19 protein-coding genes are annotated in these 26,082 nt (G+C 70.3%); 6 read left to right on the forward strand and 13 right to left on the reverse strand.

What is annotated here, in order from left to right; genetic code table 11:
* Window positions 1-3 precede the first annotated feature (3 nt).
* The 3 genes from POL25_RS31570 to roxA are packed head-to-tail and all read right to left on the reverse strand — an operon-like array spanning window position 4 to window position 4,431.
* Window positions 4-1,236, reverse strand: coding sequence for an acyl-CoA dehydrogenase family protein (locus POL25_RS31570; RefSeq protein WP_272089990.1), 1,233 nt, complete (start codon window positions 1,234-1,236; stop codon window positions 4-6).
* Window positions 1,233-2,396, reverse strand: a complete 1,164-nt coding sequence (locus tag POL25_RS31575) for an acyl-CoA dehydrogenase family protein (protein WP_272089991.1) — start codon at window positions 2,394-2,396, stop codon at window positions 1,233-1,235. The genes POL25_RS31570 and POL25_RS31575 overlap by 4 nt, the downstream gene beginning before the upstream one ends.
* A 10-nt stretch (window positions 2,397-2,406) precedes the next feature.
* Window positions 2,407-4,431, reverse strand: coding sequence for a rubber dioxygenase RoxA (roxA, locus tag POL25_RS31580; protein ID WP_444547409.1), 2,025 nt, complete (start codon window positions 4,429-4,431; stop codon window positions 2,407-2,409).
* A 370-nt stretch (window positions 4,432-4,801) separates the two neighbouring features.
* On the opposite strand from roxA, the gene POL25_RS31585 reads away from it, so the two are divergent.
* The 4 genes from POL25_RS31585 (at window position 4,802) to POL25_RS31600 (ending at window position 9,910) form a co-directional block, all read left to right on the forward strand.
* Window positions 4,802-6,484 (forward strand): DUF3556 domain-containing protein, encoded by a 1,683-nt coding sequence (locus tag POL25_RS31585; RefSeq protein ID WP_272089993.1) that lies wholly within the window; start codon window positions 4,802-4,804, stop codon window positions 6,482-6,484.
* A gap of 215 nt (window positions 6,485-6,699) precedes the next feature.
* Window positions 6,700-7,992 (forward strand): serine/threonine-protein kinase, encoded by a 1,293-nt coding sequence (locus POL25_RS31590; protein WP_272089994.1) that lies wholly within the window; start codon window positions 6,700-6,702, stop codon window positions 7,990-7,992.
* Entirely contained in the window at window positions 7,970-8,980 is a 1,011-nt protein-coding gene (locus POL25_RS31595; RefSeq protein ID WP_272089995.1) for a peptidase associated/transthyretin-like domain-containing protein, read from the forward strand. Before POL25_RS31590 ends, POL25_RS31595 begins: the two co-directional genes overlap by 23 nt.
* Window positions 8,981-9,085: 105 nt before the next feature.
* Window positions 9,086-9,910, forward strand: coding sequence for a formylglycine-generating enzyme family protein (locus POL25_RS31600; protein WP_272089996.1), 825 nt, complete (start codon window positions 9,086-9,088; stop codon window positions 9,908-9,910).
* 43 nt (window positions 9,911-9,953) lie between these two features.
* On the opposite strand, the gene POL25_RS31605 is transcribed toward POL25_RS31600, so the two are convergent.
* Genes POL25_RS31605 through POL25_RS31625 form a run of 5 tightly spaced genes read right to left on the reverse strand, consistent with a single transcriptional unit; the run spans window position 9,954 to window position 15,802 of the window.
* A complete protein-coding gene (locus tag POL25_RS31605) occupies window positions 9,954-11,393 on the reverse strand; it encodes a serine/threonine-protein kinase (RefSeq protein WP_272089997.1) in 1,440 nt (479 codons plus the stop codon).
* Window positions 11,390-12,139 carry an SMI1/KNR4 family protein gene (locus POL25_RS31610; protein WP_272089998.1) on the reverse strand — a complete coding sequence of 250 codons (750 nt, stop codon included), beginning with the start codon at window positions 12,137-12,139 and terminating at the stop codon, window positions 11,390-11,392. The genes POL25_RS31605 and POL25_RS31610 overlap by 4 nt, the downstream gene beginning before the upstream one ends.
* Before the next feature lie 47 nt (window positions 12,140-12,186).
* Window positions 12,187-13,800 (reverse strand): PAAR-like domain-containing protein, encoded by a 1,614-nt coding sequence (locus tag POL25_RS31615; RefSeq protein ID WP_272089999.1) that lies wholly within the window; start codon window positions 13,798-13,800, stop codon window positions 12,187-12,189.
* Entirely contained in the window at window positions 13,797-14,834 is a 1,038-nt protein-coding gene (locus POL25_RS31620) for a 3-oxoacyl-ACP synthase (RefSeq protein WP_272090000.1), read from the reverse strand. The genes POL25_RS31615 and POL25_RS31620 overlap by 4 nt, the downstream gene beginning before the upstream one ends.
* Window positions 14,819-15,802: a DUF2169 family type VI secretion system accessory protein gene (locus POL25_RS31625; protein WP_272090001.1), complete on the reverse strand. Its 984-nt coding sequence runs from the start codon at window positions 15,800-15,802 to the stop codon at window positions 14,819-14,821. Before POL25_RS31625 ends, POL25_RS31620 begins: the two co-directional genes overlap by 16 nt.
* 308 nt (window positions 15,803-16,110) lie before the next feature.
* On the opposite strand from POL25_RS31625, the gene POL25_RS31630 reads away from it, so the two are divergent.
* Together POL25_RS31630 and POL25_RS31635 are read left to right on the forward strand one after the other, a co-directional pair.
* Window positions 16,111-18,285 carry a type VI secretion system Vgr family protein gene (locus tag POL25_RS31630; RefSeq protein WP_272090002.1) on the forward strand — a complete coding sequence of 725 codons (2,175 nt, stop codon included), beginning with the start codon at window positions 16,111-16,113 and terminating at the stop codon, window positions 18,283-18,285.
* Between the two features lie 17 nt (window positions 18,286-18,302).
* A complete protein-coding gene (locus POL25_RS31635; RefSeq protein ID WP_272090003.1) occupies window positions 18,303-19,544 on the forward strand; it encodes a TIGR02270 family protein in 1,242 nt (413 codons plus the stop codon).
* Window positions 19,545-19,553: 9 nt separating this feature from the next.
* On the opposite strand, the gene POL25_RS44620 is transcribed toward POL25_RS31635, so the two are convergent.
* The 5 genes from POL25_RS44620 to hxsC all read right to left on the reverse strand — a co-directional run bounded on the left by POL25_RS44620 (window position 19,554) and on the right by hxsC (window position 26,081).
* Window positions 19,554-20,672, reverse strand: coding sequence for an STAS domain-containing protein (locus tag POL25_RS44620; RefSeq protein ID WP_272090004.1), 1,119 nt, complete (start codon window positions 20,670-20,672; stop codon window positions 19,554-19,556).
* Between the two features lie 211 nt (window positions 20,673-20,883).
* The gene (locus POL25_RS31645) at window positions 20,884-21,984 is read right to left on the reverse strand and encodes a hypothetical protein (protein WP_272090005.1); all 1,101 of its coding nucleotides are present in this window, start codon (window positions 21,982-21,984) and stop codon (window positions 20,884-20,886) included.
* Window positions 21,985-22,032: 48 nt separating this feature from the next.
* Entirely contained in the window at window positions 22,033-24,162 is a 2,130-nt protein-coding gene (locus tag POL25_RS31650) for a hypothetical protein (RefSeq protein ID WP_272090006.1), read from the reverse strand.
* Window positions 24,163-24,227: 65 nt separating this feature from the next.
* A complete protein-coding gene (locus POL25_RS31655; RefSeq protein ID WP_272090007.1) occupies window positions 24,228-24,881 on the reverse strand; it encodes a hypothetical protein in 654 nt (217 codons plus the stop codon).
* A 3-nt stretch (window positions 24,882-24,884) separates the two neighbouring features.
* On the reverse strand, window positions 24,885-26,081 hold the full coding sequence (gene hxsC, locus POL25_RS31660) for a His-Xaa-Ser system radical SAM maturase HxsC (protein ID WP_272090008.1): 1,197 nt from the start codon (window positions 26,079-26,081) through the stop codon (window positions 24,885-24,887).
* Window position 26,082: the final 1 nt, after the last annotated feature.

The raw sequence follows: 26,082 nt of genomic DNA on the forward strand, positions 1-26,082 counted from the left end.
TTTTCACTTCGACTTGGCCAGGCGGAGCACGCGCTCGCCGAGGATGTTGCGCTGGACCTCGTTCGAGCCGGCGGCGATCGTGAAGCCGAACGAGTTCATGTAGGCGTGCGGCCAGCGACCGCCGGCCGGCGCGTTCGGATCGGTCTGGTGCAGCGTCGCCGCCATGCCCTCGATCTCGCAGGCCAGCCGCGCGGTGTCTTGCAACAATTCGGAGAGCGTCAACTTGTGCTGCAGCGGCAGCCGCAGCGGGTGATCGACCAGCGCCGGCACGGCCGCGCGCCGCTCGTTCTGCGCGAACGCCCGCTCGCGGATCAGCATCTTCACGATCGCGTCGCGCAGCCGCGGATCGTCGCTCGCCGGCTTGCCGTGGCGATACGATCGCTTCGCCAATTCGACCAGCCCCGCCGCGCCGAGCGTCGTCTCACTGTCGTCACCGAGCCCGCCGCCGGCCGACGGCGTCACCAGCGAGCCGGCCCCGCGCTCGTGCAGCAGCGTCGTCATCGCCACCGCCCAGCCGCGCCCGACCTCGTCGAGCCGCAGGTCGTCGGCGATCGGGTAGTCCTCGAAGAAGACCTCGTTGAAGCCGAGCTCGCCGGTCATCTTGACCAGCGGGCGGATCGTGACCCCGCGGCCGACGCCGTCGCGGATCGGCGCAACGAAGTAGGTCATGCCGTCGTGCTTGCGCGCGCGGTCGGTGCGGCACAGCAAGATCATCCACGTGGCAAAGTGCGCCAGCGTCGTCCACACCTTGTGGCCGTTGACGCGCCAGCCCTCGCCGTCGCGTTCGGCCAGCGCCTGCACGTTGGCGAGGTCGGAGCCGGCCCCCGGCTCGCTGAAGCCCTGACACCAGATCTCGTCGGCCGCGAACAGCGGCGGCAACAGGCGCCGCTTCTGCGCCTCGGTGCCGTGGTGGAAGATCGTCGGCGCCGCCATGCCGAGGCCGACGATGTTGGGGAAGAACGGCGCGCCGGCGGCCTTGAGCTCGTGATTGGCGATCCACTGGCAATCGCGCAGGCCACCGCCGCCGTACTCGCGCGGATAGTCGCAGCCGACCAGCCCGGCCGCGTGGGCCGCCTTTTGCCAGGCGCACAGGTACTCGAGCTGCTCGCGCGTGGCGATCTCGAGCGGCCCGAGCGGCAGGCGAAAGCCCGGCCGCGGCGGCAGGCCGCTGGCCAGCCACGCCTTGCAGTGGGCGCGGAAGGCCGCCTGTTCGGAGCTCTCGCTGGATTGGTTCATCGGCTCAGCCTGCGGTCGTCGAGTCCCAGTCGTCGGCCGATGATCTCGGCCATGATCTCGCTGGTGCCGCCGAAGATGCGGGTCACCCGCGCGTCGCGGTACATGCGACTGATGCGGTACTCCTCCATGTAACCGGCGCCGCCGTGCAGCTGCAGGCAGTCGTCGATCACCCGGCCTTCGAGCTCGGTCGCCAGCATCTTCGCCCCGCTGGCGACCTCGGCCGACAGCGCCCCCGCGTTGGCCAGCATCACGCAGTGGTCGACGTGGCTCTGCATCGCGTCGAGCTCGGCGCGCATGCGGGCCATGCGAAACCGCGGGTCCTGGAACGTGCCGATCGGTCGACCGAACGCGGTGCGCTGCTTGACGAACTCGAGCGTCACGTCGAAGGCGACCTGGGCGTGGGCGATCGCGCCGATGGCGATCTGCAGCCGCTCGACCGCCAGCGCCTGCATCAAATAGCGAAAGCCCTGGCCCGGGTCGCCGAGCACGTTGTGCTTCGGCACGACCACGCCTTCAAAGAACATCTCCGCGGTGTCCTGGGCGTCGAGGCCCAGCTTGTCGAGCTTGCGTCCGCGCCCGAACCCCGCCATTCCCTCTTCTACCACGAACAGCCCGATCGCGCGGTCCGAGCCGCGGCCGGTCCTGGCGGCGACGATCACCACGTCCGCCAGCAGCCCGTTCGAGATGTACGTCTTCGAGCCGCTCAGGACCCAGTGGCCTGCGTGCTCCTCGGCGCGGGCCTGCATGCCCGCGAGGTCGGAGCCGGCGGCCGGCTCCGACATCGCCACCGCCAGGATCGTCTCGCCGCGGACCGCCGGCGGCAGCCACCGCGCCTTTTGCTCGGCGGTCCCGTGCTGACCGATGTACGGCGCCACCACCCGCGAGTGCAGCGTCAGACACAGCCCCGGGTCGCCGTGCAGGAAGTTCTCCTCCTGCACGATCTGCTCGTAGCGCATGTCCTCGAGCCCGAGCCCGCCGTACTGCTCGGGCGCCCACATCAGCAAGTAACCCTGTTCACCGGCCTTGTGGAAGATCGCGCGGTCGACCATGCCTTGCCGGCGCCAGCGTTCGACGTGGGGGGTCGCCTCCGCGCGGAAGAACTTGCGGACCGCCGCGCGGAAGATCTCGTGTTCGGGCTCGAAGATCGTTCTTGGGGTCATCGCACCGCACTCACAGCGTCTTCATGTACTCGAGCAGCGCCCACCGCTCGTCGTCGTCCAGCGACTGCGTGAAGTCGTGGCCGTGGTTGCCCATGCCATAGAGGTGGCTGTTGAAGATCATGCGCGAGCGGATCTGCTTCTGCGTGATCGGCGGGGGCGACTGATAGGCCAGCGAGTTGTACTGCGCGACCGCGTTGGCGATGTTGGCGAACAGCACGTCGATCGTCGCCATGTCCTCCGAGCACGGCAGGAACGTGCTGTTGCCCGGCTTGTCCGCGCACTGCAGCGCGGTGTACTTCCACCCGAGCTTGGCGAAGTCGTAGGCGGCGAAGCTGGGGTCGTAGCCGGCGTTGGTGCCGAGGATGTTGGCGGCGGTGTATTGCCGCTTCCACACCGCCGGGCGCGCGTCGGGGTCGAGCACGCCCCACAGGTCGGGCACGCTGCCGTTGTGGAGGAACGGCGCGTTGCCCCACGCCCCGTACAAGGGCGGCGCCATGTAGCCGGTCGGCTCGATCCACTCGTTGGGCCCCAGCGGCGAGTACACCGGGCCCTGGCCGTTGTCGTAGGCCGCGCGCGGGATCCGCCGCAGCGCGCTCGACACCGGGTCGTCGAAGAAACCCTGGTGATCCGGGCTCATGTCGTTGTAGGCCAGGAACGAGGTGTTCCAGGCCCGGCGCTTGCGCTCGTCGGCCATCAGCTCGAAGCGCGACGGGTCGGTGTCGATGATCTCGATCGGCGTGATCACGCCGGCGATGCCCTTGAGCCGCGGGTCGGGCAGATACGCCGGGTCGGCCGCGTATTGCGGCGAGTACACGCCGTGGCAGCTGGCGCACGAGCCGTTGCCCTCCGGCACCGGGATGTCGGGGTTGGCCCCGCCTTCCCACAGGTCGCGCTCGTGGAACAGCTCCGCGCCCCACTCGGCCAGGCCCTCGTCGATCGCGTGCGGGTAGGCCGGCGGCGACATCGACAGGAAGAAGTTGTCGTTGTCCTCGAACTCGGCGGTCAGCGCCCGCCGCTCGGGCGCGCTGCGCAGCAGGTTGGCGATCCCGAACGCCATCTCCGAGCGCACGTTGTCGGACGTGAGCGCGCCGTCCCAGAACTGGCGGGTCTTGAACGCGCGGTACCACCAATTGGGCGCGCGCGACATGCCGCCGGCGTGGGTCGGGAAGTACTCGAGCAGGCTCGGCACCATCGCCAGCGAGTCCATGTCGAACAGCGCCGGCAGCAGGTCGACGATGCCGATCGCGTCGGACGAGCCGCGGCCGACGCTCCACGGGATCGGCGCCAGCAGCAGCAAGTTGAGCAGCTTGTTGGCCTGGAAGAAGTCGGCCTGCAGCAGGCCCGCGTCGTTGGCGTCGCTCGAGCGGCCCCACACGAACGGCAGCTCGGCGCTGGTGCCGAGCCGCGAGTCGTGGCAGCCCGAGCACGACGACGAGATGAGGCCGGTCCAATTGCCGTTGGAGTCCTTGGCCTGGACCAGCCCGAGCGGCAATTGCCCGCTGCCGCCGTTCGTGAAGTTGGGGTTCTCCCACGGGTACGGGTACGGGTTGTCGAACGGCGCCTTGATCATGCCGTAGCGCTTGATCACCTGCTCGTCGAAGTCCGCCGGGCGCAGCAGGTACCCCCATTGCTTGTAGATCTCGTAGTAGTTCTTGGCGGTCGAGAACGACTGGAAGTAAGCCCGCTCCTGGATGTTCTTGCGCCCGCGCTCGACGCTGGCCCGAAACTCGCCGCAGGTGCTCGGATTGGGCGCCAGCGTGGTCTCGAACGGCTCCGGCGGATCGTGAAGGTCGACCCACCAGGCGTTGAACTGCACCGCCGCGCCCGGCGTGTTGACGCCCGGGACCACCAGCGTGCGTGGGTCGAGCGGGATCGGCGTGGCGTCGGGCTTGCCCGCGCAGCCGGCCGCCAGAGGCGAACGGATGGTCGCGGTGTCCAGCAACGGCGGGCTCGCCATTGCCAGGTCCGCCGTACACAGCATTGTCGCCACCGCCAGCGCGCTCGCGCCGACCCTTCGAGATGTCCCCTGCCTCATGCTGCCTCCTGTCTGGCGTCGAATCACCCCTCGCCTCGAAGTCGCTCTACTTCGCGCCCAGGCCCATCCGACGATCTGTGGTTCGTATGTTTCCCAGCAACCTCGGGCTCAAAAGCGCTCCGGCCTGCGCGTCCATGGCTTTGAAATCACTCGAGATTTCGTCGCCGGATCCACTTACTTGCTGGCGACTAGCAAGTATACAGATGGCGCCATGGAGCGTCAAGCGGGCTCCATGGCGCGGTTTCGCCCGCCGAGAGTTCGCCGAGAGGTGCCCCGGTCGAGGCGTCGTGCGACCCCGCCTGAGGCCGCGAATGCGGTGAATCGCCGGCTTCCACCCGGCCCGCGCGCGCGGCTATGATCGCGTGAATCGATGGGCTTGCTCGACCCGATCCCGCCGCCGTACGACCCCCTCGAGTGGGCCACTCGCCCCCTGCCGGACAAGAGCCGCATGGTGTGTCGCTCGTGGGCCCTCCAGGGCTACGGGACCCCGGTCGCGGTCTACTTCGTCTACCTGCTCAAGGTCGGCCTCTACGTCGGCGGCTGGATCTTCTTCTGCGGCTTTTCGCCCGGGCTCGGCGACCCCGCGGCGATCGGGCAATGGTGGCTCGATCCGCTCGCGTTCCAGAAGGCGATCGTGTGGAGCCTGCTGTTCGAGGTGCTCGGCCTCGGCTGCGGCAGCGGGCCGCTGACGGGCCGTTACTTCCCCCCGATCGGCGGCTTCCTCCACTTCTTGATGCCCGGCACCACCAAGCTGCCGCTGCTGCGCGGCCTGCCGCTGGTCGGCGGTCCGAAGCGCGGCGCGATCGACGTCGCCCTCTACGCGGTGCTGCTGATCAGCCTGGTGCGCGCGCTGGTGGCCCCGCAGCTCGACGCATCCCTGTTGCTGCCCTTGGTGGTGCTGGTGCCGCTGTGCGGCCTGCTCGACAAGACCGTGTTCCTGGCCGCGCGCGCCGAGCACTACTGGGTGATGATCGTCGTGTTCGCGTTCGCCAGCCCGTGGCTCGCCGGGGCCAAGGCGGTGCAGGCGGCGCTGTGGTTCTGGGCCGGGGTGTCCAAGCTCAATCATCACTTCCCGGCCGTGGTGTGCGTGATGACCAGCAACTCGCCGGTGACCCGCTTCGCCTGGCTGCGCCGCCTGGTCTATCGCAGCTACCCCGACGACCTGCGGCCGTCGACGCTGGCGACGGTGATGGCCCACCTCGGCACCCTGCTCGAGCTCGCGGTGCCGATCGTGCTGCTGCTCGGCGACGGCGGCACGGTCACCACGGTGGGCCTGGTGCTGATGGTGATGCTGCACGGCTTCATCCTCAGCACGGTGCCGATGGGCGTGCCGATCGAGTGGAACGTGGTCGTGCTGTACGGCGGGTTCTTCCTGTTCGGCGCCCACGCCGAGGTCAGCCTCGCGGGCCTCGCCAGCACGCCGCTGCTGGCCGCGTTCGTGGCCCTGTTCGCGGTGGTGCTGCCGCTGGTGGGCAACCTGGCCCCGCACCGGCTGTCGTTCCTGCTGTCGATGCGCTACTACGCCGGCAACTGGCCCTATTCGGTGTGGCTGTTCCGCGGCGACAGCTACAAAAAGCTGGAGCGCCTGCGCAAGTCGTCGAAGTGGCTGTACGACCAGCTCGACGTGTTCTACGAGCGCAAGGTCTCGGTCGGCCTGGTCGGCAAGGTGATCGCGTTTCGTCTGATGCACCTGGCCGGGCGGGCGCTGTGTCGCTTGGTGCCGCGCGCGGTCGACGACCCGAACAAGTACGAATGGGTCGACGGCGAGCTGGTCGCCGGCCTCGCGCTCGGCTGGAACTTCGGCGACGGCCACCTGCACGACGAGCAGCTGATCGGCGCCCTGCAGGCCCAGTGCGGCTTCGAGCCGGGCGAGCTGCGCTGCATCCTGGTCGAGTCGCAGCCGCTGCACCGCCAGACCATGATGTGGCGAATCCACGACGCCGCCACCGGCGAGCTCGACCGCGGCGAGATCGGCGTCGCCGAGCTGCGGCAGCTGCAGCCGTGGTCGTTCGACGACGCTGCCGACAATCGCGGCAACGCGACGATCGGGTGATTCACGCCACCTCTGGTCCGGAGGCACCTCGGGGGATCGGGCGCAGACGGGCCTGGGCACGGCCCTGAGCGGGCATTGCGCGCGAACCGGCCCGCGGGCCGCATCGTGACTCACGTTCGGTCCGCTGAGCCGATCGCGCCGCCGCAGGCGGGCCGCGCATCGATCGCCCGTCGCGCCGGGTCGAACCGCGCGGGCTCCAGTAGTACGCTCGCCGCGTGCCCGGGCACGAGGCAGGCAACATCATCGCGTCCCGCTACCGCCTCGAGCGCGTATTGGCGCAGGGCGGCATGGGCAGCATTTGGGTCGCCCGCCACCTCCAGCTCGATGTCGAGGTCGCGCTCAAATTCATGGCCCCCGAGTACGCCGATTCGCCGGAGCTGCGGGCCCGCTTCGAGCGCGAGGCCAAGGCCGCGGCGATGCTGAAGAGCCCGCACGCGGTCCAGGTCCACGACTACGGCATCGAGGCTGGCGCGCCGTACATCGTGATGGAGCTGCTCGAGGGCGAGGACCTGGCGGCCCGGCTCGCGCGCGAGCGGCGGCTGCCCCTGGCGGCGACCCGGCGGATCGTCGAGGACGTGGGCAAGGCGCTGCGGCGCGCGCACGAGATCGGCCTCATCCACCGCGACATGAAGCCGGCCAACATCTTCCTCGCCCGTCAGGCCGGCGACGAGGTGATCAAGATCGTCGATTTCGGGATCGCCAAGTCGACCCGCGCCCTCGACGGCGAACAGACCCAGACCAACGCCGTGCTCGGCTCACCGCGCTACATGAGCCCGGAGCAGGTCCGCAGCAGCGCCCATGTCGATCACCGCACCGATCTGTGGTCGCTCGGCGTGATCGCGTTTCGCTGCCTCACCGGTCGCCTGCCGTTCCCCGACGGCGAGGTCGGCGAGGTGTTCGTGGCGATCTGCACTGCCCCCATTCCCCGCGCCTCGGACGTCGCGCCGGACCTCGGCCCCGAGATCGATCGCTTCTTCGAGCGCGCCCTCAGCCGCGCCGTCGATCAGCGGTTCCAGAGCGCGACCGAGCTGGTCGAGGCGTTCGCGGCCCTGCCGGGCGCCCGCGATGCGGCGCTGCAGCCGGCCGCCGCCAGCCGCTCCGACGTCGCGGAGCGCGAGGGCGCCAGCGAATTCCTGCCGACCCTGCCCGCGCGCGGGACCCTGGCGCACGAGCACGAGCGTGCTCCCGGCCGGCGCCGCGCGGCGCTGGTCGTGGCCGGCGGCGTGACGGCGGTGGGGCTGGCGATCGCGCTGTACTGGGGGCTGTCGCCGGCGCGGCCCGAGCCGCAGGCCGCCACGAGCCCCATATCTGACGACATTCCCGCTGCGCCTCCGGCGCCCGAGCCGACGCCGACGCCCGTCGAATCGACGCAGCCGCCCGCCCCGCCGGTCTCGCAGCCGCCCGCGCCCGAGCCCGCGGCCAAGCCGGGGCAGTCGCCCCATAAACCGCGGCGCAACGGCTCTCACCCGCGACCGAATCGAAGCGATGATCTCCTCAAACACATGTGATCGCGCGCGAGCGTGCCGGACGCGCGCCGGGCTGCGCGGGACGCTCGCGCTCGCGCTCTTGCTCGCACCTGGCGTCGCAACGGCCGCGCCCGCGGCGGGCGATCGCGCGGCCGCCGAGGCGCTGTTCAACGAGGGCCGCAAATTGGTCGAGGCCGGCGACGACGCCGGCGGCTGCCCAAAATTCGAGAGCAGCATGGCGCTGTTTCCATCGACGGGCACCGCCCTCAATCTCGCCCAATGCCACGAGCGCGCCGGCAAGCTGGCCTCGGCGTACGCGGCGTACCAGGCGGCGCTCGACTACGTCGACGAGACCCGCGACGCCCGCCGCCGCAAGGGCCTTGAGAAGCTCGCGCGCGACGGCCAGGCCGCGTTAGAGCCCCGGCTGCCGCGGCTGCAGGTCGACGTGAAGAATGCACCGGCAGGGCTCGCGGTCATCCGCGACGGTCAGCCGCTCGCCGCCGACGCGCTCGGCAAGCCGGTGCCGACCGATCCGGGCCCGCACCAGCTCGATGCCACCGCGCCGGGTCATCAGCCGCTGCGACGCGAGATCGAGCTGACCGAAGGCAAGACCGAGACCGTCGAGCTGCAGCTCGAGCCGCTGCACGCCGAAGCGCCCGTCGAAAAAAAGCGCCGCGTGCCCGCGTGGGCGTGGGCCACCGGCGGCGTCGGCCTCGGACTGATGGGCGCCTCGATCTACTTCCTCGTCGACAACCGGGCCGCGGTCGCTGACCTGAAGGCGAATTGCCAGGATGTGCCCGGCGGCACGTTCTGCGATCCCAACTACGACTTCGCCGCCGACAACGCCCGCAAGAACCGCGACCTCGGGCTCTTCATCGGCCTGGGCAGCGTGGGCCTGGTGGCGGTGACGGTGGCGATCGTCGAGATCGCGCGCACGTCGGCGGGCAACCGCAGGGCGGCGCGCAAGGCGATGGCGACCCCGTGGCTGACGCCCGGCGCCGGCGGCCTCTCGATCGTCGGAAGGTTTTAATAAAATAACATGAGAGCCTTCGATCGATCTTCGTGCCTCTCGATGCTCGCGGCCTTACTCGTGGGCGCGGCTTGTTTCCCCGATGTCGAGCCGAACGTAAAATCCTTGCCGCGCTGCCACGCGGTCGCGCCGGTGTGCGGGGACGCGGGCGACGACGATTGCTGCGCCAGCGCGGCGGTCGCCGGCGGCGGGTTCGATCGCATCAACGACCCCGGCTTGCCGGCCACGGTCGCGGACTTCGAGCTCGACCGCTACGAAGTGACGGTGGGCCGCTTCCGCCAGTTCGTGGCCGACTATCCGCGCAATCGCCCGGCGCCCGATGCCGGCGCGCACCCGCGGATCGAGGGCAGCGGCTGGCAGCCCGAGTGGGATGCGCTGCTGCCAGCGGACGCGGCGGCGCTGCAGGTGTCGCTGCAATGCGACGCCAACTTCCGCACCTGGACCGACGCGCCGGGCGAGGCCGAGGAGCTGCCGATCAACTGCGTGTCGTGGTACCTGGCGTTCGCGTTCTGCGCCTGGGACGAGGGCCGCCTGCCGACCGAGACCGAGTGGAACTACGCGGCCGCCGGCGGCAACGAGCAACGCTTGTTCCCGTGGGGCGCGGGCGCAGCGACGGCGGCGCGCGCGAACTTCGGCTGCGACACGGCCACGGAAGCATGCCCGCTGCCCGCGGTCGGCTCGACGCCGCAGGGCGACGGCAAATGGGGGCACGCCGACCTGGCCGGCAACGTGGCCGAATGGGTGCTGGATTTCCACGGGACGCTGACGCCCGAGTGCCGCGACTGCGCGATCTTGCAAGACGAGACGTTCGGCCGCGAGGCCCGCGGCGGCGACTTCGCCCACACCGAGATGGAGATGACGACGACCTTCCGCATCGGCTACGCGGCCGACAGCGGGCAGACGTTCGTCGGCTTCCGCTGCGCCCGGTGATGGTGGATTTTAAGAAGGACATGTCCGAATGGACATGTCTCGGTCAGTCCCAGGCGAACGACCACAGGGCGACGATCGCCAGGCCGAGCGAGAGCAGGCACAGGAGCACGGGCACGATCAGGCCGGAGCGCCGCGCCGGACTCGTGGGCGCCTGAAGCTCCGCCGCAGGCGCGACGACGGGTCTCGCGGTCGCGCTGCGCACCGCCGCCGGAGGGCGAGCGTCTCGCACCATCAACACCGTGCGGTCGTCGTCCTCGCTGCGCACCACGGGGCGCTCGACCTTCGCGCTGCCCCTATTGAGCTCCGCGCGCTCGATGTTCGCTCTGCCACCATTTTCGCCTCCTCCGATCGGCGCTGGCGACAGGACCAGCGTCCCCTCCGCGGCTTGCGGCCGGTCCGGCAGGACCTCGGTGCGATCGACGATCGTCTCGTCGACGATCGCCTCGTTCACCGGCGCCTTTTCAAAGATCTCGGTGCCCTCGCCGACGGTCGCATCGACCGACTCACTCGCCAGCGTCGTCACTCGCGGCGTCACCGGCCTGGCTTCACCCGTCGAGGGCAGGCTGACGATCGTGGTGCGATCCTCGAGGCTCGCCGGCGCCTCGCCCCGCTGCGTCGGCTCGTCCTCGGGCGCCTGCGCGACGGCAGGCGCGGCGTGAGTCCGCGGCGTCAGCCCCGGCGAGCGGCGAATCAGCGCCAGGTGGCGCGTCAGCTCGGCCACGTCCGCGAAGCGATGCGACGGCTGCTGCGCCATCGCGCGGGCGATGAGCGCCTCGACCTGCGCCGGCAGCGGGATCGCCGGTGCCAGCTCGACCGCGCGCGGGGCCAGGGCCGCGCGCGCGGCCTGGAACGTCGTCGGGCCAGTGAATGGGTGCACGCCGGTCGTCAGCTCGAACAGCAGCAGCGCGAGCGTGTACACGTCGGAGCGCGCATCGCCGGGCCCGCCCGTGAGCTGCTCCGGCGCGCGGTACTCGGCGACCATGCCTCCTTCGTCGGCGGGCGCCGGCTGCACGCCGAGCTCCGCGATCGCGCAGTCGAGCACGCGGACCTGCTCGTCGGGCGTGACCCGCACGTTGCCCGGCTTGAGCGCGCGATGCGGCGAGCCGAGCGCGATCAAGCCCTCGGCGCACGCGTGCACGATCGCCAGCGCGCGCTGCCACGGCAGCGCACCGGCGCGACGGAGCAGCGCCCCGAGGTCCTCCCCCGCCACCAGCTCGCCGGCCAGGAATGGCGGGCTCGCGGTCGTGGCGACGGCGATTCGTGGCACCACGATCGCGGGGTGCTCGGTCGCCGCCTGGGTCCGTAGCGCGCTCGCCAGCCGCGTCAATCGATCGACCGCGATCGGCGCGACATCGAGGACCTTGAGCGCGACCTCGCGGCGGGTCTGCAGGTCCCAGGCGACGAACACCTCGCCGAGCCCGCCGCTCCCCAGCCGCGCGCGCAGCTCGAACCGCTCCGCCAGCGTGTCACCGGTCGCGCTCATGCTCCACCTGCCGCCACGTCGTCGAGGTTGTCGCGCATGACTTCGAGGAAGAGCTGGACGGCGCGGGGACTATCGGCGCCGACCTCGATCTCGAGCCGCTCCATGTCCGGCGGCACCTCGAGCATCACCGACAGATCCGCGCGCTCCAGCGTGTGCAGGCCCGGCTGCGACGGCATCACCGGCGTCAGCCCGAGCCGCGCGCAGATCGCCGCGGCCGCGTCGATGCGCCGCGGGTCCACCGGGTCGAACACCTCCTCCCGCCGGAACGAGCGCCTGCCCGCCGCGGCGAACAGGAACGCGTGCCGCTGCAGCATGCCCGTCCACGAGCGCGCGACGACGTGGGCGCGGGCTTCGCGGAAGGCGTCCGGATCACCTTCGTCCTCGAAGCTCACGACGGGCGGGTCGTCCGGATCGCCGCGCTGTAGATCGAGGAACCAGTCCTCGCGGATGTCGCGGCCGATGCCGAGGTCGATGCCGACCTTGAGAAAGCGGTCTGTCGGGTACGACGGCGGCGTGGAAAGCAGGTGCGGCCACAGCTCGGCGGCGCGGCAGTCGGCCACCGGCAGCGCCGAGAAGCTGCCGGTCGAGCCGCCCATCGCCCGCAGGAACTCGACGTACGCGCGCGGCAGCGGCCGCGGACTCAGCTCGGCGAGCCTCTCGATGTCTCCGGACGTGGCGCCGCGGACCTGGGCGCGCAGGTCGGGCACGCGGGCGACGAGGAAGGCGAAGATCGCGGGAAACGACATGAGGGCACCTGTTCAGGGGGCGGCGTCGATCGTGCTCGCCCTCCAGCTCATGGAGTCGAGGACGAACCCGCCGTGTTCGCTGCGGTCGCCGGGTCCGGTTGGCTTTCGGCTTGCGTGTCGGACGTGCTCGCCGGCGGTTGTGTCTGCTTCCCTTTGGGGCACGTGCGCTTTTGATGGAGGCAGAGGGTCATCGGTACCATGGACTGGCACGAGAGGCAGGAGGGCACGGTCGTCGCGTCCGTGAAGGCCTGCTCGCGCCCGAGCGGGTCGCTCCGCCCGAACGACAGGTGGAGCTGCGCGACCCGCCACGGGTCCCAGGCGTCGTCGTTATAGTGACGGTAGCGGAGTCGAAGCTCATGCGGCGGGACCGGCGCGAAGAACATCTCGGTCATGGCCTTGGGGATGTGCCCGTCTTTGTGCGTCACCAGCTTCGAGGCGGCGCACTTTCCCGGGGGGTTGTAAAAGGCCTGACGGCGGTCGTTCCGGCGTTGCGCATCGTTCCAGCGGCGCACGAAGGTCCATCGGTTCAGAGCGCCGATCCGCGGGTTCGCGTCGGCGTAAGTCTTGATTGTCGGTACTTCGACGCACGGCGTCCATCCCTGCTGCTCGACGACCGCCTTGAAGCCGGGCAGCGTCTCTCCCGACATCGCGGCGAAGATCTGGTTGCACTTGCAGATCATGACCCCGACCATGTACCCGCTGTTTTCGTTCTTGTGCACGGCCGCCTTGTTGTTCGCCACGCCGATGTTGCGGATCTTTTCGATGGCGGCCTTGTGCTTGGCGTCGAGCTTCTTTCGCTCTTCCTTCTGCTTCTTCTCCTCCGCCTTCCGCGCCTTCCTTTGCGCCTGTAGCTGCGCTTTCGTGGGCGCCGCCGAACCGTCCGACCGCCCCTCCTGGTTCGCTCCTGCCGCTGGTGGATCGGCGAACGGGTCGGCCTGCGACGAACTGCTCCCGCCCGGTGCTGCTCCCGGCGGATCGACGAACGGATCGGCCTGCGACGAACCACTCGCGGCCTTCTGCCTGGCGTCGAACTCGTCCTTCTCTTTTTTGGCCTGCTCCTCCTCGGCCTTGGCTTGATCGAGCGCCGTCTTCACTCCCGGCTGTCTCTCCATGTATTCGTCGTAGGCCCGCCGAAGCGCGACGATGAGTTGCTGCACGTATTGCTGGCTGTCCGCGGTCTCGTGGATCCGGTGGCTGGCCGGGCCGCGGAAGCAGATCGGGCACGGCCAGAAAGAGTCGTCGCCGTAGGCCCAGCCGGTGCCGCCGGCCTGCACGAACGCGGTGTTGAAGGTGTTGCCGTTGTGGCCGACCGCGTCGCTGAAGCGCGCCACGCCCTTGCCCTCGACGCGCACGTCGAGGCTGGTCGACTGCCAGCGCAGCTTGCCGCGGATCCTGCTCGAGATGACGCCACCACCGGCGATGCCGGGCTCGTCGCCAGTGCTGGTGACGATGAAGGACGCGGCGGTGGCGATCGCCCCGCCGCCGATGCGCGTGCGCCGGGCCCCCTGCGCGAGGTCGGCGGTGCGCGCCGCGTTGACGTAGGGCACCGGCGCCGGCCCGGCCGGCGTCGGCGTCTTGCAAACGTCGGGCGGACCGGCGACGTCGACGAGGCCGTCGCGCTGATGCACGATCGTGCGACCATTGGCGAAGGTGCGTGTCATCGGCTCGCGCCTCCTCGCGCGGGAGTGACTTCGAAGATGCAGGCGCCGAGCGCCCCGTCGTCGTCGCTGCCGTACAGCAGCGCGCGACCGCGGCCGCTTCGCAGGTGGTGCAGCGCCAGCGCGAGGGCCAGCGCCGGCGCGGCGGCCCCGGTGTCGCCGAAGCTCTCGCACGCCCGCAGGTGCACCAGCGGCTCGGGCATCAGCGGCGCCTGACGCAGCGCAGCGTAGCTGAAGGCCCGCGCCTCGGCGACCTCGCCGGTCTGACTGCTGGCGACGCAGCGCGGCCGCTCGTCGCCGACGCCGGGCGCGCGCGCGAGGCGAGTGAACACGTCGGCGAGCCCGTCGGCCAGCGCCCGCACGCGCCCGCCGTCATCGTTCATATGTCCCAAAGTACATGCGATGATTCGCCCCAGCGGCGCACCCTCGACCTTCGCGCCGCCGGGACCCCGCGCGAGCAGCAGCGCCACCGCGGCCTCGCCGGGGACAATGCCGTCGCGATGCGAGGCCAGCACGCGGTCGCGCAGCCCGAGCTGCTCCAGCGTCGCAGCGTCACACAGGCTGTCGGCCGCGAGCACCAGCGCGAGCGGCTCGGCGTCGGCCGCAGTAAGTCGCTCGAGCAGCTGGAACAGCCCGGCGCGACCGCCCCGCATCACCTCGCGCAGCTCGAGCGGCGTGGGCACCTCGGCCTGCAGCGCCGCCACGATCTCCGCCTCGTCGACGGGCGCCCCGCTCCGCTGCGGCGCCGCCAAATACAGCGGCAGCGGCGTCACCGGCAACCCGGCCAGACAGTCGCGCACGGCCCAGCCGGCCAGGGCCGCGATCCGCCCGCTGCGCCCGCATGTTGCTTCGAGCCGCGACGACCGCGAGGCCCGGATCGGCTCACCGCTGCGATCCTCGAGCTCGGTCTCGGCGAAGCGCACCACGCCCGCGCGCACGGCCGCCAGGGTCGTCGGCGCCGACAGCCCGAGCGGCGTGCCCATGCCGACGCGCAGGACCGCCAGCCCGCCGTCGCCCGCGTTCACGTCGCCTCCCACGGCTCGAGCGCGCGCACCGTCACGCCCTCGAGCTCGAGCCAGTCGTCCTCGACCGCGAACGCGGTCCGCCAGATCATCGTGAAGCGGCGATCCTCGGCTTGCAGCGCCAGCGCGTCGAGCACCATGGCTTGCCGCCGTCGACCGCGTCGCCGCTGCAGCGTCGCGCGCAGGTGCAGGCGCGGCAGGCGAAACGCCAGCGGTCCGTCCGGGCTCACGCCCTCGAGCTGCACCACCTCGTCGCCGACGAGCCCCTCGCTCGCCACCAGCGCAGGCGCCGCGGCGTTGAAGAAGCGCGGGTCGAGATCTCCCGGCCAAAGCGGCGCGCGCGACTCCACCCATTGCGAATCGTAGGTGCCGGCGAAGCCCAATCGGGGCTGCCACGGACGGGCGATCGGCCCGAACCCGACCGGCGGCGGGCGATCCTCCCAGCGCTCGCACGGCGAATCCACCGCCTCGATCGCCGGCAGCGGCTGGCCCTCGGCCGCCTGCGCCGAACCATAGCCGCGACCCACCGGGTTGCGCGGATCGTCGGGGCCGCCGGCGCTGAACTCGTAACGCAGCGGCAATTGCGTGAAGGGCCGCGGCGGCGACGGGCGCAGCCCGGCCAGTCCGCGCGTCCACGTGCGCTCGCCGGTGATCGTCGCGGTGACGCGGCACGGCCCGATCCGAACGTCGACCCGTGAACGCTCGGCAGGTCGCCCACCCGGGGTCCAGGCGAAACCCTCGAGATAAATATCCGTCCCCGGGCGGTAATACGTGGTCTGCCCGGCGATTCGCAGGCTCGAGGCTCCGGGCTCCCCCCAATAGACGTCCTCGAGCGGCGGCGCGACCTGCTCGTGAGCGACACGCGGCGGCTCCTCCATGACGAAGGTCCCCGCGACGCACACGACCAGCACGTCGCGCCCCTCGCCATTCACCGACGGGCTGGCCTGGGCCGCGAAGGGCGTCCAGTTGTGGACGATCGTCATCGTCCTGCCCGTCGTCCCGTCCGCGCTCGAATGTGCACACGCATGCGGTCACTCGTGGTCTGCCGCGTGTTCCTGGCACATCGAGCGCCGCTCCGCACGGCCCGGCCGCGATGATGCATGCAATTCGCCCTGGAGCGACCGCGGCGGCTCGCGCTCGCGAGGAGAGCAACCCGCGCAGGCCGCCGTCGTCCGACCTCATTGTGCATTCGCCAGCCCCCACGCGCGACCCTGCCCGCGGGCCGGCGAACTCGAGCGAGGGTCCGCACGATCGGCTTGCCGCACCAGCGATCCATGTCACGTTGTCGGCCGTGTCCTCCGATGGCCTGCCGGCGATCCTCGGCAACCGTGCGCTCTTCACGTTCGCGGTCGAGGGTTGCGCGGAGGAGCTGCGCGTCGTCCGCTTCACCGGCCGCGAGGCGCTCTCGTCGCTGTTCGAGTTCCGCATCGAGCTCGCCGCGGCGACGATGCCGCTCGACGAGCTGGTCGGCAAGCCCGCAGTTTTGACGATCGAGGGCCTGCACGCCACGCGCCACGTCCACGGCCACGTGTGCGAGGCCGGCTACATCGGCGAGAGCTCGAGCTACACGCTCTACGAGCTGACGCTGGTGCCGGCGATCTGGCGCCTGCAGCAGCGCAGCGACTGCCGGATCTTCCAGAAGCAGACCACCCCGCAGATCTTGACCCGCGTGCTCGAGGCCGCGGGCCTGCCCCGCTCCGAGTTTCGCCTCGACCTGCAGGCCGCCTACGCGCCGCACGACTACTGCGTGCAATACCGCGAGAGTGACCTCGAGTTCGTCAGCCGACTGATGGAGGACGCGGGCATCTTCTATTATTACGAGCACGCCGAGGATCGCCACGTGCTGGTGATGACGGACCGCGCCGGCAGCTGCGACCCGATCGAGGGCGACCCGACGCTGCGCTTCAACTTCGAGCACGACCGCGAGCACATCGACACGTTCCGCCTGAGCGAGGGCCTGCGGCCGCAGCGGGTCTCGCTGCGCGACCGCAACCTCCACCAGCCCGATCGATCGATGGAGGCGAGCGAGGGCGACGGCCGCGAGCGCGAGGTCTTCGACTACCCCGGCGGCTTTCAAGAGCCGGGCGCCGGCGCGCCGCACCACGGTGGGCTCAAGGCGCGCGTGCGGCTCGAGGCGCTGCAGGCCGACCGCCGGCGCGGCCTCGGCACCAGCGACAGCCCGCGCCTCGTGCCCGGCTTCTCGTTCACCTTCTCGGCCCCGGCGCGCGGCCACCTCGAGGGCGACTATCGCCTCGTCCGCGTGCGCCACCGCGGCGAGCAGCCGCAGGCGCTCGACGAGGGCGCCGCGGGCGAGTTCAGCTACTCGAACGAGTTCGAGTGCACCGACAAGCGGCTGCCGTACCGCCCCCCGCGGCAGACCGCGCGCCCGCAGATCCGCGGGGCCCAGACGGCGACGGTGGTCGGACCGCCCGGCGAAGAGGTGCACGTCGACGAGCACGGCCGCGTGAAGGTCCAGTTCCACTGGGACCGCAAGGGCCAGCGCGACGACGACAGCTCGTGCTGGGTCCGCGTCGGCCAGGCGTGGGCCGGCAACGGCTTCGGCGCGCTGTTCATCCCGCGGGTCGGCCACGAGGTGCTCGTCGAATTCCTCGAGGGCGACCCCGACCGCCCGATCGTCACCGGCAGCGTGTACACCGGCCTCAACACCCCGCCGTACCCGCTGCCGGCCGACAAGACGCGCAGCACGCTCAAGTCCGAGTCGACGCCAGGCGGCGGCGGTTACAACGAGCTGCGCTTCGAGGACGCGAAGGGCCGCGAGGAGATCTTCCTCCACGGGCAGCGCGACTGGAGCGTGATCATCGAGCACGACGCGTCGCACCAGATCGGCCACGACGAGGCGCGCACGATCGCCAACGATCGCAGCAAATCGGTGGGCCACGATCAGAGCGAGTCGATCGGCCACGACAAGACGATCGCGGTCGGCAACGACCACGCCGAGACGATCGCCCGCGACATGACGCTCGCGGTCGGCAGCAACCTGACCGCGGCCGTCGGCGCCAACAAGGCCGAGTCGGTCGCCCTGGCCAGCGCGCTGACGATCGGCGCCGTGTATCAGGTCAGCGTCGGCGGGGCGATGAACGAGACCGTCGGCCTCGGCAAGGCGGAGCAGGTCGGCCTGGCCCGGAGCGTGACTGTCGGCGCCGACAGCTCGGAGACCATCGGCGGCGGCAAGTCGGTGACCGCGGCCGACAACATCACCGCGACCGCCGGCAACAACCTCGTGTTCGCCGGCGGCCGGCACGTCAACGTCACCGCCGGGAACAACCTCAACGTCGCCGTCGGCAAGCAGGCCAGCGTGATCGTCGCCGACAAGCTGACGTTCCAGTGCGGCGGCGCGACGATCGTCGTCAAGAAGAACGGCGAGCTCTCGATCCAGGCCGACAACCTCGACGTTCAGGCGCGCGGGCGGATCACCGTGCGCGGCGCCATGATCAAGCTCAACTGAGCAGCGCAGGAGATTCGATGGCCGCGCGCGAGGTCGATCCGCTGTGGGACATCGTCGAGGAGCACTTCGACGAGGGCGAATTCCTGTGGCACGTCTGGCAGCAGAGCCTGATCGCCCCCGACTACAATCTCGACGAGGTCGCCGAGGGCCCCGAGGAGCGGTTGCTCGCGCACGTCGAGGGCCTGATCGTCAACGGGCCCCTGGTCGCCAGCCGACTGCTGCTGCCTGCGCTCGTCAGCGCCGCTCCGGCCCGCGTCAGCGTCGCCGCGCTGGCGCTGCTGCACGGTCCGCGCGGCGAGGCGGCGCTCGCCAACATCGTCGACGTCGTGCGCCGAAGGCCGCAGCAGCGCGGGCCTCTGGTGCGCGCCATGGCCTGCGTCGATGCGCCGTGGCTGCGGGCGCGCCTCCGCGAATTGCTGGCCGACGACGACCTCGGCGTTGTCGCCACCGCGGCTGCGGTGTTGACATTGCATCACGAGCCGCTCGGCGACGCCCTGGGGCTGCTGCTCGCCGACGACCAGAGCGCGACGCGAGCGCTGGCGCTGCGGGCCCTCGCCGACGAGCCCGATCCGGGGAGATACGCGCGCGCCGTGCAGGCTGGCTTGCAGGAGCTCGACCCGATCGTGCTCGACGCGGCGATCGACGCCGGCGTGCGCCTCGGCCTCGCCCCCGCGTGGGCCCGCGCGCGCGAGCGCATGGCCGAGCCCGACGGCGGCGCCTCGATGTTGCTGTTGGCCTTGCGCGGCGAAGCGAGCGACCTCGACGCGCTCGTCGCAGCCCTGCGCGACCGCAAGCGACGGCTGCCCGCCTTGTGGGCGCTCGGTTTTCGCGGCACGCCCGAGGTCGTCGACGCCGCGCTCGCATGGCTCGACGATCTCTCCGCGGGTCCGCTGGCCGGCGAGGTCTTCACCGCCGCGACCGGCATCGACCTCGCCGCCGCCGGCATGTCGCTGCCGCGCGACGACGATCACGAATCCTTCGACCATCGCCCCGAGGACGACCTGCCGCGGCCGGACCCGATGCTCGTCCTGCAGTGGTGGGCCCGGCACCGCCCGCAATTCATCGACGGCCAGCGCTACCTCGCCGGTGCCCCGCGCTCGCACGCATCGCTGCTCCGCGAGCTGCGGTTCGGCGCCATGCGCCGGCGCCCCGGGCACCTCCTCGACCTCGCGCTCGACCTGCCGCCGCAGCGCCGCCCGCGGCTACCGCTCGGCGCGCCCACGGCCCAGCAGCTGCGCGCGCTTGCCTCGCTGAAGTGACGCGCGGGGCTACGACCCCGGCGTCGCCTGCTTGCGCGCCGCGCCGCTGCGAATGCAGTGCTTGAGGGCGTCGCGCAGCCTGGCGTGCACCGAGACGTGCGAAAGATCGATCCCCAGCGCCACGATCGTCTGCGCGATCGTCGGGTGGATACCGGTGAGGATCCCTTCCGCGCCCAGCAGCCGGATCGCCTGGATCATCCGGATCAGGTGGCTCGCCGTCCCCGTGTCGACCACCTCGACCCCGGTCAGATCGAGGATGGCGAATCGGGCCCGCGTCTGCGTCACCGCCTGCAGCAGGCTGTCCATGATCTCGGCGGTGCGCGCGGTGTCGATGAGGCCGACGATCGGCATCGTCAGCACCCCGTCCCACACCTCGATGATCGGCGTCGCTAGCACGCGGATCACCTCCTGCTGGCGCTCGACCAGCTCGAGCTTGCTGCGCAGCTCGAGCTCGGCGCGCTTGGCCTCCGACACGTTGACCGTCACGCCCACCACGCGCACTTCGCCCGGAGCGCCGTTCACCGGGATGTACCAGGTGTCGAAGAACTCGCCGTACAGCTCGACGCCGCCGGTGAACTCCGGCCGCCCACCGATCGCCGAGGCCACGACGTCGTTGTTGCCGGCCGAGCCGTACATCTCGAAGATATTCTTGCCGACGAACTGGTCCATCGACATCCCGAGCGCCCGCATCGACTTGCCGTCCATGTAGAGGAACGTGCCCCGCTCGTCGGTCGCCCACAGCGAAATCTCGAGGTTGTCCTTGATCGCCGTCAGCATCGTCGCCTCGAGCGCCGCCGCGGCCTCCGCCTCCACGCGGGCCGTGACGTCGTGGCCGTAAACGACCGTGCCGGACCTGTCCGCGAGGCTCTGCGTCCACACCTCGATCGAAAGCGTCGCCTCGCCCTGGCGGATCTGCATCACCCTCGACGCGGGCCCGGGCTCGTCGGCCAGCGCGCGCCACGAGCCGCCCACGAGCGGCAGTACCTCGGCGACGTCGCGGCCGATCGCCGCCGCAGCACCTGTCCCGAAGACCAGCTCTGCTCGCCGGTTCCAGCCGACCACCCCGAGCGCGGCGTCGACCTCGATCACGATCAACGGGGCGTCCTGCAAGATACTCGCGTCGCTCACGGAACCCTGTGTATCCGAGGTTCCGCCGCCTGTCCTGCCCCTCGTCCGCGCACTGCCGCGCGCCCTGTGCATCGGTCTCGTCGCTCGCGCCGGGTGTCCGTGTGATGCATCCCTCGGCCACTCTCCCGCGGCGCGAAGTCGCGTCGGCGCTCCGCGCTTCGTGAGAGATCGGGCACACCGGCGGCCCCTGCGAACGAGCATGCCGTCCGCGTCAGCCCGATGCTTCCAGCAGCTGCCGACCGAGCGCCTCCGGACAGCGCCACAGATCGGCCACCGGCTCATACGGACACACCGTCGTGCGCGCGCCCGATCGCGGCGCGGCTGGCGGCGCATCGTCCGCCGCGATGTCCGTGAGCCTGGTGGTCTCGCGCAGCTGCAGGTCCGCGTGCCCGTCGCCGTCGACATCGCGGGCCAGCCACACCGTCTCCGCCGTCGACTCGCTGCCGCCGACATCCTCCGCGCGCATCGCATACCGACGCGTCGCCGAGAACTGCACGTGCATGTCGGCCACCTCGAGGATGAACCCGACCTCCCCGCTCTCGTGGTCCATCGCCTGATCGTGCTGCGGCCGCTCGACCGGCACGATCACCGTCAGCTCCGAGCGCCCGTCGCCGTCGATGTCGTACGCCTTGAACTTGTGCGGCACGTCGTCGACCCGCAGCGAAGTCTCGAACAGCCGCCTCCGCCCCAGCACCGCCCCGTCACGCACCCGCGCGACCTCCCACGCGAACACCTCGCGCCCGGCTGCCGACCACATCACGTGCCGATCGGCGATGACCCCTTCAAGGCACACGCTGAGCTCCCCCGGGGTCGCTTCACACGCGTCCACCTGCGCCTCCAACCCCGCCAGCGCGGCCTCGAGCCGGCCCGCTCGCCGCTCCTGCGCCCGCCAGGCCCGCGCGCCGTACCAGCGCAGCAGCACCAGCTCCTCGCGCCCGACGGCCCGCCGCTCGACGACCTCGACCACCTCCGCGTCCTCACCCGCGAGCACCCGCGCGAGCACCTCGAGCTCGGCCGTATTCGTCGTCGTCACCCCATGCTTCGCCGCTTCGACCTTCGTCGTCTCGGGTCCAACTACCTTCCCCGCTTCAACCTTCGTCCCCGGTCCAACATCCTTCGCGGCTTCAGCCTCCGCCTCCGCGACCTTCCCCATCACCTTGTCCGTCGCCACCACCGCGACCTCCTTCGTCGGCGGAGCCACGACCTCGACCACAGGCCCGCCGGCCTCGGCATCACTCCCGCGACCGGTGCAGCCCATCGCACCGCCCAGCGCGACGATCGACAGGAGCGCGCGCAGCCTCGAGATCGACATGCGGCCAGTCAGCCACGTTCGCCCCCGCCGCGTCAACCGTGCCTCGCCTCATGGACTCGCATCACCGATTCGCAACTCCATCAGATGTTCGTCCCGCCAGCGGGCGACCACTTTGACTCCCCCCTCCTTCCACGTCACCGACGAAGCTCCGGTCTTCTCCGGATGTTTCACGGTTGCGGGGTGCCCGACAGCCTGCGACAGAATCCTGTCCGCTGGCCACGACGGTGAGTGCAGCGCCCGCCGCCCGACCGGGCCGACGGCGTAGATTCCGTCACAGTTGCCCGCTGCATCGAAACTGAAGAAGACCTCGGATCCCTCGAGCAAGGCGACCGAGAGCTTCTTGCTTCGCGAATGCAGCGGGGGGAACAGCGCGCGCAAGGTCGCCTCGTCGGCACCGATCGCAGCAACCTTGGCGTGTTCGTCGTTCACCCAGGTCTTCGCTTCCTTCGCCAGCGCCTGCAGCTCCTCGTCGTCCTTCAAGACAGCAAGCGTCTGTTCGGCCAGGGTTCCGACCTGCCCGAGCGCTTGAAGTCGCTCACCGGAGGCTTCTGCACCCAGCTCGCGGCGCACGAGCACATCGACGATCTTCCCTTTTGCCCGCTCGACTGCGGCGGCCCTCGCGGTGCTCCCCTGCGCAGCGTTGGCAGCCCTGGCGATCGTCAAACGACAGGGCTCGTCGGTGCACTGGCTGCTCCGCGAATCAATCGCGCGTGCCCGCTCCTCCGCGAGCTCTGGATCGCCGCGCCAGCTCTCGGCAAACCACCGATCGATCGCGCCTTCGGCGTCCGTCGCATGACCATCCGCCACGAGCCTGCGGATCTCCGTCAGGCGCTCGGCTCGCGCGATCGTGGCCGCCGTCGCGGAGCGTTCCCTCCCGTGAGCAGCGATCTGATCCAGTCGCTTGAGCCGCTCCTCCCCCGCGGCCTCGTTCGCCTCGGCCAAAAGGATGGTGTCCTCGGCCTCGACGAAGGTCTGGTCGCTCGTCTCGCGCAGCGCCGCCAGCACCACGCGGGCCCGTCGTGTATCGCCGACGGCGAGCGCCTGATCGATCTCTTCGGCGGAGGGGCGAGCCACCACCCCGACGATGGCCATTGCCAGCAACGCGGCCGCCCAGAGCCCGAGGCACACCTGCTCGACTCGCTTCAGCCCCTTGAATCCCTTGCCGGTGCCCCATATTCGGAGGACTCCGCCTATCCATAATACCGCCAGCACCGTCGCCCCGAGCCATAACAGGCTCGTCGCACCGGCGGCATCTTTGAAGTACTCCGAGCGCCCGGTCGTGGAGCTCGGCATTGCGCTGCATACACTGACGAAGAGGGCGAGGATCGGCCACACGAAGAGCCGGCGACGAATCGGTCGCTTGGCTTCGGGCGTGCTGGCACCGACGAGCTGGTGGCCGGAGAGTACGAGCACGCCCGAGGTGCCGCACATGGCGTAAGATACGTCTCGTCGCGGCACCCGCAGCTGGATATAGTGCTGCTGCGCGACCCGCTCGAGGCGCGGGTCGACCCCCGCCGTCGCCCCCTGGACCGCCGAACGGCCATCCAGCTCCAGATCCGCGAGCGGCAAGGGGCCGGGAGCTTTCCGGTCGACGGCCACCGTGAACGCGGCGACGTCGTTCTCCCTCAGCAATCGAGGTTCGGTGAGCTGGCGATGAGCCAACGCGACGGGGGACTGAGGCTGGACCACGACGCTCACGCGTCTGGTCTCCACGAACGTGAGCCACGCCCGCTGATGGCCCGAGCCGTTGCAAGTCGTGCACGGAACGTTGCCGCGTCCCGCACAATTTCCACAACTGGCCTGCCCCGTTCCCTTGCACTGCTTGCACTTGTTGAGGCGGTTCGTGCTCGGGTTGCGGAACCGCCCGGCGCCGCCACAGTTCGAACAGGAGACGCTCGCGCGGCCGCTGCACACCGAACAAGAGGCGGTGCCGGAGGCTCGACAGATCATGCAGCGCACCACATGGGTCGTGCGTGCCTTCAAATCCTGAGCCGGGTAGGCGAACGGATCGAGCCGGGCGGGATCGACGCTCGGCTGCGTCACACCACGTTCGCTCGTCGTCGTGCGCTCTTCCCGAAGATCTCGGCGAATGATCTCGGTCAGCACCCGGTGGAGCACCTCGTCTTTGTTCTCGACCCCCGAGATCAACGATGCGAGCGCTCGCGGAGCGCCGAACACACTCCGAGCCCAAAGGTTGGCCGCTTCTGCGACATCGGGAGTGACAGGGGGGCTCGCGGGTCGGTCTACCATTCGATCTTCACCGTGCCGGTCTGGCCATCGAGGATCTCGATCGTGACCTCATGATCACCGAGAAACCGGTTCTGAACGCGTACCGTATGAGAGCCGGGTTTCAGCACGTGCTTGCCCGTCGCGTCAGTCCCCAGCTCCTTGCCATCAACGAAGATCTTTCCGCCCGGGAAGGCCTCGAACGACACGTTTGCCGGCTTGGGCGGCTTCGGCTTGACGGGCTTCGGCGCCGGCTCCGGCGGCGGATGGACGGCCTTGCTCCCTCCGTGGCCGCTGCTGCTGCTGCTGCTTCCGCTGCTGCTGCCGCCGCTGCTGCTGCTGCTGCTGCTGCCGCCGCCCCCACCACCGCCGTAGCCGGAGGAGGGAGGCATCGCCGACATGTGCGAGGCGTGCGATCGATGGTACGAGCCGGACGAGTGGCTGCTGTGGGAACGATGCGACGAATGAGACCGATGCGATCGATGTGCCAGGAGCGGCAGCTCGACGTCGGAGGGCGCCAGGAGCAGCGCCGGCGCGAGCTCTTCCTCCGGATCTTCCGTCCGCTTGCCGATCCGCGCCGCAGCGTCGGGGACGAGCAGGCCAGTCCCGGCTGCAGCCCCGAGCACGGCGAGAAGCGCGGCACCCAACGTCTTCAGTTTCCCCGATGCCATGCCTCAATCCTCCCTCTGTGCGACCATCGGTCCGCTCTGCTCCGCGATTGCGAACGGAGCGATCCCGCGGCTCCGCCGCACCACCGATGAAGCGAAGAACCCTCCGCACCGGGCTCGCGCCTCACATCGGGCGCACTCTTCGAGATATAGGTTCTTCCAGTCCGAGATCGACGCTCGTGCGAATCGGTGCAAGACCGGGTCCAGGACGCAGAGCTGATGGTTGTAAATGGACACGTGCATCCGCGCCCTGTCGAGGATCTCTACCGCCTCGGCCAGCTCGCGCTGGTAATCCAGCGGATCGATCCATATTGCGTCGAGGTTGGAGCGAGCAAACCCCATGAGCTCGAGGCCCATCAGCGCGACGTGGTCGACGAACAGGAGGTTCCTCGCCACGAAACGGGCGAAGGCCGGGAGCCTCTCGACCGTGTCGCGCTGGACGACGAAGCGTAGCTCGACGCGCACCCGGTGCCGCTTGAGGTTCAAGATCCCTCGGATCGTCTGATCGAACGCGCCTCGGGCCTGGACCACGAAGTCGTGGACCTCGGGTAGATCGCCGTACAGCGGGATCCCCAGCATCAGATCTGGATGGCCGACCTTCGCCAACGCGAGGGCGAACTTCTCGTCCGCGAAGGCACGTCCGTTCGAGAGGATGTGGAGCGCCGTTCGTGGCAAGAACCGACGAAATCGATCCACCAGGTCCACCAGACGACTCCCGAGGAGGCCAGGCTCACCGCCGGTGATCCCGATCTCGGGCGTCTCCGGCGACATCATCGGGATGATCTCGAACAGCTCGTCGACCAGCCAGCCGTCGTCGCGCTCCTTCGGCGGTTGCGAGCACATGACGCAGTAGTTGTCGCATCGCTCGGTGACGAGCATGGAGTTGAAGGCCGAAGAGCGCCGGTACAGCACCGTCAACCCACTACGCTCGGGATGAATCCGGATGATGTCGCCGTCACCGAGGAAAGGAAATTCGGCGCCGATGAAGAAGACATTCGGCTGCCGGGCAACGCCTGTCTCGCTCCGCGTCAAGTAGGCTCGAAAACCGCCGGGGAGCTCGCATGGACCCTCGACGAGCAAGATTTCACGAGAACGTGCGGCTGCAGGGAGCGCCGGGTTGGTGCATACGCGCCCGAGGAACGGCTCGGGCGACCGCTCGGGCGACAGAGCGCGAAGGCTTCGTCCGTGGAGCTTGATCAGCATG

The organism is Nannocystis bainbridge (genome assembly GCF_028368995.1).
GTDB classification, from domain to species: Bacteria; Myxococcota_A; Polyangia; order Nannocystales; family Nannocystaceae; genus Nannocystis; species Nannocystis bainbridge.

Coding starts and splice junctions, on each gene's coding strand:
- POL25_RS31625 (WP_272090001.1), bottom strand. CDS start 15,802: ATGACGATCGTCCACAACTGGACGCCCTTCGCGGCCCAGGCCAGCCCG.
- POL25_RS31585 (WP_272089993.1), top strand. CDS start 4,802: ATGGGCTTGCTCGACCCGATCCCGCCGCCGTACGACCCCCTCGAGTGG.
- POL25_RS31575 (WP_272089991.1), bottom strand. CDS start 2,396: ATGACCCCAAGAACGATCTTCGAGCCCGAACACGAGATCTTCCGCGCG.
- POL25_RS31610 (WP_272089998.1), bottom strand. CDS start 12,139: ATGTCGTTTCCCGCGATCTTCGCCTTCCTCGTCGCCCGCGTGCCCGAC.
- roxA (WP_444547409.1), bottom strand. CDS start 4,431: ATGAGGCAGGGGACATCTCGAAGGGTCGGCGCGAGCGCGCTGGCGGTG.
- POL25_RS31595 (WP_272089995.1), top strand. CDS start 7,970: ATGATCTCCTCAAACACATGTGATCGCGCGCGAGCGTGCCGGACGCGC.
- POL25_RS31615 (WP_272089999.1), bottom strand. CDS start 13,800: ATGACACGCACCTTCGCCAATGGTCGCACGATCGTGCATCAGCGCGAC.
- POL25_RS31605 (WP_272089997.1), bottom strand. CDS start 11,393: ATGAGCGCGACCGGTGACACGCTGGCGGAGCGGTTCGAGCTGCGCGCG.
- POL25_RS31645 (WP_272090005.1), bottom strand. CDS start 21,984: ATGTCGATCTCGAGGCTGCGCGCGCTCCTGTCGATCGTCGCGCTGGGC.
- POL25_RS31655 (WP_272090007.1), bottom strand. CDS start 24,881: ATGGCATCGGGGAAACTGAAGACGTTGGGTGCCGCGCTTCTCGCCGTG.
- POL25_RS31570 (WP_272089990.1), bottom strand. CDS start 1,236: ATGAACCAATCCAGCGAGAGCTCCGAACAGGCGGCCTTCCGCGCCCAC.
- hxsC (WP_272090008.1), bottom strand. CDS start 26,081: ATGCTGATCAAGCTCCACGGACGAAGCCTTCGCGCTCTGTCGCCCGAG.
- POL25_RS31635 (WP_272090003.1), top strand. CDS start 18,303: ATGGCCGCGCGCGAGGTCGATCCGCTGTGGGACATCGTCGAGGAGCAC.